The sequence below is a fragment of the Corallococcus sp. AB030 genome, from assembly GCF_003668965.1.
Lineage (GTDB): Bacteria > Myxococcota > Myxococcia > Myxococcales > Myxococcaceae > Corallococcus > Corallococcus exiguus.
The window spans coordinates 1-5194 of the sequence record NZ_RAWQ01000356.1; the positions used below are offsets into that span (position 1 = coordinate 1).

A 5194-nucleotide genomic window follows, 5' to 3' on the forward strand; every position below is an offset into this window, starting at 1 on the left:
GGACCCGGGCCAGACCGTGGAGGTGCGCTTCGCGCTTCCCCCGTCCCTGGAAGAGGTGCAGGTGCGCGGCGAGGTGCTGCCCCCCAAGGCCGGTATGACGGGCCCGGTGGTGCGCGTGCGCTTCGTGGAGCTACCGGTGGAGCTGGAGCTCGCCATCGCCCGGCACCTGGACGACCAGAGCAAGGACGAACCCCGGGGCGCCCGCTAGGGCATCCCCGGATGGACGCGGGCGCCGGTGGACGGCGCCTTCGCGAAGGAGGGCGGCATGGCGGAGGAGATTCCCTGGGAGCGGCTGTTCGAGGAGGCCCTGCGGGTGCGTCAGCGCGCGCACGTGCCGTACTCGAAGTTTCCCGTGGGGGCCGCCGTGCTCTACGCGGACGGCTCCATCGTGGCCGGCTGCAACGTGGAGAACGCCACCTATGGCCTCACCGTCTGCGCGGAGCGCAACGCGTTCGTCGCGGGCGTGGCCCAGGGCCGCGAGAAGCCGGTGGCCGTGGCCATCGTCGTGGACACCCCGGAGCCCTGTCCCCCGTGCGGCATGTGCCGCCAGGTGATGGCGGAGTTCGCCGGGCCTGACCTTCCGGTGCGAAGCCGCACCCTCAACGGGCAGGAGGCGCGCTACCCGCTCAGCGAGCTGCTGCCCCACGCCTTCACCCGTTCCTTCTTCTAGGACCTCCCTCACGTGGACTTGCTTCTCACTGGCGCCACCGTCGTCACCATGAACCGCGACCGCGAGGTGCTGCCTCGCGCGGACGTGCTCGTGCAGGACGGGCGCATCGCCAAGGTGGGCCGGGGCCTGAAGGTGAAGGGCGCCTGCCGCGTCCTGGACCTCGCAGGGCAGGTGGTGATGCCCGGCCTCATCCATGGCCACCTGCACGCCTGCCAGACGCTGTTCCGCGGCCACGCGGACAAGCGGGAACTCCTGGACTGGCTGAAGGAGCGCATCTGGCCCATGGAGGCGGCGCACGACGCGGCGTCCCTGCGCGCCAGCGCGGACCTCACCTTCGCGGAGCTCATCCGCTCCGGCTCGACGGCGGCGCTCGACATGGGCACCGTGCACCACTACGACGCCGTCTTCGAATCCGCGCGTGACAGCGGCTTCCGGCTCGTCGGCGGCAAGGCGATGATGGACTCCGGCGCGGAGGTGCCCGCCGGCCTGCGTGAGACGACGGCGGACTCCCTGTCGGAGAGCCTGGCGCTGATGGAGCGCTGGCACGGCACCCACGACAACCGCCTGCGCTACGCGTTCGCGCCGCGCTTCGCCCTGTCCTGCTCGCCGGAGCTGCTGCGAGAGGTGGGCCGACTGTCGCGGGAGAAGGGCGTGCGCATCCACTCACACGCCAGCGAGAACCGCACGGAGACGGACGTGGTCCGCCAGGTGACGGGCCAGGACAACATCGCCTTCTTCCACGGGTTGGGGCTCACGGGTCCCCAGGTCACGCTGGCCCACTGCGTGTGGGTGGAGGGCGAGGAGCAGCGGCTGCTGCGCGAGTCCGGCACGGTGGTGTGCCACTGCCCGGGCTCCAACCTGAAGCTCGCGTCGGGCTACGCGCGTGTGCCGGAGCTGCTGAAGGACGGCATCCCCGTGGCGCTGGGGGCGGACGGCGCCCCGTGCAACAACACGTTGGATTTGTTCCACGAGATGCGGCTCGCGTCCGTGCTGCACAACCCGCGCGTGGGCCCGGTGGCGATGACGCCCATGCACGTCCTGGAGATGGCCACGCTGCACGGCGCGCGCGCCCTGGGCCTGGAGGACGAGGTGGGCTCCGTGGAGGTCGGCAAGCGCGCGGACCTCACCGTGGTGGACACGCGCGGCTTCCACTTCTGCCCGCTGCCGGACGACGTCACGGGGCCGCTGGTGTACTCGGCGCGCTCCACGGACGTGTCGCATGTGCTCATCGACGGCAAGCTGGTGCTGCGCGAAGGCGAATTGACCACGTTGGACGCGAACACGGTGCTGGCCAACGCCCGCACGCAGGCGACGAAGCTCTTCGCCCGCGCGAAGCTGAAGGCGTCCTAGCGGCGCCAGGCGGCCGTCGGGTCCAGCGACGACTGCGAGGTCGGCTGTACCCGGGGCATGCGCAGCACGAAGGACGTGGCCCAGCCCTCCGCGTCCTCCACCGCCAGCCGCCCGCCATGGGCCTCCGCCGCCAGCCGGGAGAAGTACAGCCCCAGGCCATAGCCCCGGCGGCCCTCCTTCTCGCGGTGGCCCTGCACGTACTTGTCGAAGAGGGACTCGCGCGCCTCCGGCGGAATGGCGATGCCGTCGTTGCGCACCGCCAGCCACTGGAAGCCCTCCGCCTCACCGGCCTCCAGGCGCACCCGCCCGCCGGACGGGGCGTAGCGGAGCGCGTTGGTGGCCAGGTTCTCCACCACGCGGATGAGCAGGCCCGCGTCGCCCACCAGCTGGAAGCCCGGCGGGGACGACAGCTCCAGCTTGATCTTGCGCAGCCGGGCCGCGCCATCCAGCGAGCGGCGAACCTCGTCGAAGAGCGGCGCCACCGGGAAGGCCTGCTTGCGCGGGGACAGCCGGCCCTGCTCCAGCCGGGGCACGTCCAGCAGGTCGGAGATCATCCGGTCCAGGCGCGCGGTGACGGCCAGGCCCGTGCGCACGGACTCCACCATCGGCGTGCCGATGGGCAGCTCCTGCTCCATCCACGACAGCGACAGCGTCACGGCGGACAGCGGCGAGCGCAGGTCGTGCACCAGGAACTGCATCAGCTGCTCCTGGTGGGCCTGCAGCGCCTCCAGCTGGGCGTTGCGCGCGTGGGCTTCGGACAGCATCCGCTCGATGGTGCGGTGGGCGTCCTCCACCTCGTGGGTGCGGCGGGCCCCCAGCTGCCGGGCCACCTCCGCGTGCGACAGGTCCATGGCCAGCTGCCGCAGCCGCCCGGTGCCGTAGTGGCTCACCGCCGCCACCAGCACCAGCGTCACCGCCGCCACGGCCATGGCCCCCGGGCCCACGCCCGCCTGGTGCATGAGGACGGCCTGGGTCAGGGACGCCAGGCCCGCCGTGCCGTAGACGAGCCAGGGCATCAGCTCCAGGCCGGACAGCGCCACCACCAGCGCGAACAGCCCCAGGCTGAAGCCCGCCACGCCCGCGGGGAAGGGCGACACCGGCAGGGCCAGCTGCTGGAGGCCGAACACCAGCCCCACGTCCACCAGCGACTGCACGATGCCCAGCTGCTTCGTCAGGGGCCTGGCGCGCAGCGCGAACAGCAGCGCCACCACGCCGCCGTAGCAGAGCAGCAGGGGCGGGTAGTGGGCCCAGTCCCGCGCGCCCGTCAGCCACAGCCCCAGGCTGACGGCGAAGAACACGACCGTGCCCACCAGCCGCACCGCCGCCCCGGCGCCCAGGACGCGCCGCCGTTGGGCGGCCACCACCCGCGCGAGTTCGTCTTCAAAGGCAACGGGAGGAGTCGGGTCCATGCGACACGTTCGTTTTCCCCGCTTCCTCCCCACCCGGCAAGTTCATGGCCACAGCGTCTTTCGCGACCCCGGGTGGCCCCTTTAAGGGACAGGGAGTGGCGGATGGGGGCCGGACCGGTGGCCCTGGACCCGGCCGGGCTGGCGGGCGGTGGCTGTTCCGGAGCAATCATCCGTTCCGGGCGGGCGTAGTCACGGTGACACGCGCCTTGCGGCCGGATGCTTGTGGGCGTCGGAGTTCGTGTAAGGTGACTGGGATTAGGCACAGGCGGAGGTGAGAGCCGACATGTGGCAGCGATTCAAGAGAGCGATGCGGAGCTTCGCGGGCTTCTTCGTCTCCTCCATCGAGGATCCGGAGTTGATTCTCGAGCAGAACATCCGTGACCTGAACGATCAGGTCCCCAAGATGAACGAGTCCATCGCCATGGTCCGGGCGAATGTGACGCTGCTCGAGAAGGAGAACATGAAGTACCAGCAGGACGTGCGGGAGCTGACCGCCAAGGTCAAGGCCGCCATCCAGGCGGGCCGTGACGACCTGGCCGGCACCTACGCGACCAAGCTGCAGGGGGAGAAGGAAGCCCTCGCGCGCAACCAGCAGCAGCTGGACATCGCGAAGCAGGCCTACGAGAAGGCCCTGAACGTCAAGAAGGCGTTCATGCGCGAGAAGGACCGGAAGACGCAGGAGGCGATGAACGCCGTCCGGGACGCGCGTCGCGCCAAGTGGCAGGCGAAGGTCGCCGACACGATGGAGTCCTTCACCGTCGCGGGCGTGGACTCCACGCACGACGAGATGCTCCGCAAGGTCCAGGAGAAGACGGCCATCAACGAGGCGCGCATGCAGATGGCGCTGGAGTCGGTGGACCACCAGGCCGCGGCCATCGAGGAAGAGGCGGAGAAGATCCAGGGCGACGAGCTGGTGAAGCAGTTCAAGATGGAGATGGGCCTGATGGACAGCCCCGCGCCGGTGTCGGACGTGGGTGCCGGTCCGGAAAAGACCATCGGCAAGAAGGTGGAGATCAAGTAGGTCTCCCCCCATGAAAGGGGCCGGCGCACACGGATGAAGCTGCACCGCGGACCCGGCCTCTTTCTCTTCCTCGCGCTCTGTGTCCTGGGCGCGGGGTACGTGTTCGCCTCGCGGGCGGGTTATCTCGACCGCCTGCAGGCGCGCTTCTTTCCCTCCACCCGTGAAGCGGTGCGGCTGTCCCCGGGTGACTTCCCGGCGGGCGTCGCGGCCCCGGTGGCGGACGTGGCATCGGTGCCGCTCAGGCCCGTGCTCATTGGCTTCACCCCGCGCGGGTCCGCCTCCGCGCTGCTCGTGGCAGCCGGCGGCGCCACCACCCTGGACAACCCCGCCACTCCTCCGGGCGCCGCGCAGGGGCTGCTCAAGACGGCCTACGCGCTGGACGCCCGCGCGGTGCTCTTCGCGCGCGAAGAGGAGCTGAAGCAGGCCCTGTCCGTGGGCGCGGAGAACGGCGGCGTGGACATGGCCGCCCTGTCGGTGGACCGGCTCGCGTCCTGGGCGCCGACCTTGAGGGACGCGGCGCCGCGCACGGTGCTGCTCGTGGGACGCAGCCGGGGCCAGGAGGCCATGGCGGCGGTGGGCGTGCCGGACCTGGCCAGCCTGCGAGGCAAGCGGGTGGGCGTGTATCCGGGCGGCTCGTCGCATTACTTCGCCCTGTGGATTCTGGCGCGCGCGGGGCTGCGTACCTCCGACGTACGCTGGGTGGACCTGCCCTCCACGCTGGACGCGGGCCGGGCCTTGCGGGAG

Annotated in this window: 4 protein-coding genes and 2 pseudogenes; 5 read left to right on the forward strand and 1 reads right to left on the reverse strand. The window is 71.1% G+C overall.

All coding sequences use genetic code 11. The annotated features are described in order from the left end of the window. The 3 genes and pseudogenes from D7Y15_RS42095 to D7Y15_RS42105 form a co-directional block, all read left to right on the forward strand. A pseudogene (locus tag D7Y15_RS42095) lies at positions 1-208 on the forward strand (PilZ domain-containing protein); the annotation flags it as partial. 57 nt (positions 209-265) lie between these two features. Continuing rightward, positions 266-670 carry a cytidine deaminase gene (locus D7Y15_RS42100; protein WP_120581430.1) on the forward strand — a complete coding sequence of 135 codons (405 nt, stop codon included), beginning with the start codon at positions 266-268 and terminating at the stop codon, positions 668-670. Positions 671-682: 12 nt separating this feature from the next. Continuing rightward, positions 683-2020 (forward strand): 5'-deoxyadenosine deaminase, encoded by a 1338-nt coding sequence (locus D7Y15_RS42105; protein ID WP_120581427.1) that lies wholly within the window; start codon positions 683-685, stop codon positions 2018-2020. Here D7Y15_RS42105 and D7Y15_RS42110 read toward each other — a convergent pair. Further along, on the reverse strand, positions 2017-3429 hold the full coding sequence (locus D7Y15_RS42110) for a sensor histidine kinase KdpD (RefSeq protein WP_121756079.1): 1413 nt from the start codon (positions 3427-3429) through the stop codon (positions 2017-2019). The two genes, D7Y15_RS42105 and D7Y15_RS42110, sit on opposite strands and share 4 nt — an antisense overlap. A gap of 283 nt (positions 3430-3712) precedes the next feature. Here D7Y15_RS42110 and D7Y15_RS42115 point away from each other — a divergent pair, with 283 nt between their 5' ends. Together D7Y15_RS42115 and D7Y15_RS42120 are read left to right on the forward strand one after the other, a co-directional pair. After that, positions 3713-4450, forward strand: coding sequence for a PspA/IM30 family protein (locus D7Y15_RS42115; protein ID WP_120581429.1), 738 nt, complete (start codon positions 3713-3715; stop codon positions 4448-4450). 33 nt (positions 4451-4483) lie between these two features. After that, positions 4484-5194: pseudogene (locus tag D7Y15_RS42120) on the forward strand (hypothetical protein); the annotation flags it as partial.